Consider the following 989-nt stretch of genomic DNA (forward strand, 5'->3'; position numbering starts at 1 on the left):
TTTTCGCCCCATAGATTTTCCGTACTTTGGGGCTCTCCCCAAAGGCTTTTAGCATCATCTAATGGAATGCTAATTCGTGGTTCAGAGAATAAACCATCCTGAGGTTGTAACTCGATATGCTGACTTTGTAGTTCACTTAAACTTTTGCCGTAATCGTAATCTCCAATTTCGGTCTTTACCATTGAACTACAACCTGACAATAAGGCTAAAACTGCAATAACAAATATGTGCTTCAATTTAACTCCTTTTTTACAGCTAACGCCTGCAGTTGCGGACGGAGTGTGATGGCGCTTTTTGTGCAACGCACAAAACGTGACAGCTCACGTAGTTCCGCAAGCTGCACTTGTTAGGTGGTACTATATTTACTCTCCATGCACGATGGTTGTGTTTTGTAGCCAAAGACCAAATAGAAAAGAGTTAACTTGATGATCTACGTGATGTACCTTTGTGATGCCGGCTTCTTTCATGGCTGTATCTATACTTGCATCGCCAAATGCAAATAAACCAGCAATTGCAGATACACTCGCTGAGCCCATTTTTGAACTCTGTGCATCTTTATCGGTTGCTACGGTTAAGTTTTGAGCAGGGCCTTTCACATTAGTGATAATTACACCAGCTGGGGTTGGGCCTCCTGGAAACAGGTTCGTTGCGCACCCTGACATAAATAAGGCTGATACGATTATTACGAAACCAAACAGTTTATTCTTTAACATATTATGATTTTCCTTAATTTTAAGTTATTGATTTAAGTTGAACCGAGATTTTATCTTATTGAAACTAATGCTGCCTACTAATTTTTCACCTAACGCTTTTATAAACGGCGCACGGCTCTATCGTGCGTCCAACGCAGGCCACGTGTTTTTGTGGCCGGAGTGATGTTTGATGAACTGGTTAGATGTTTTAGAACACCCAACTACACCAAACACCACGTTAAAACCTTTGTACTTGCCCAGAGACAAAAACACCCTAGATGGCGACTTTACCGGACT

2 protein-coding genes are annotated in these 989 nt (G+C 41.5%); both read right to left on the reverse strand.

The features are described 5' to 3' along the window. The coding region (locus A3729_RS13530; protein ID WP_197475847.1) for a hypothetical protein at positions 1-236 on the reverse strand (236 nt) is incomplete at its 3' end. A 126-nt stretch (positions 237-362) separates the two neighbouring features. Continuing rightward, entirely contained in the window at positions 363-713 is a 351-nt protein-coding gene (locus A3729_RS13535; RefSeq protein WP_068633991.1) for a TRL-like family protein, read from the reverse strand. Positions 714-989 lie beyond the last annotated feature (276 nt).

Source organism: Oleiphilus sp. HI0043 (assembly GCF_001634935.1).

Excerpts from the sequence above, each read along its gene's own strand:
- A3729_RS13535 (WP_068633991.1), bottom strand. The coding sequence starts at position 713 with ATGTTAAAGAATAAACTGTTTGGTTTCGTAATAATCGTATCAGCCTTA.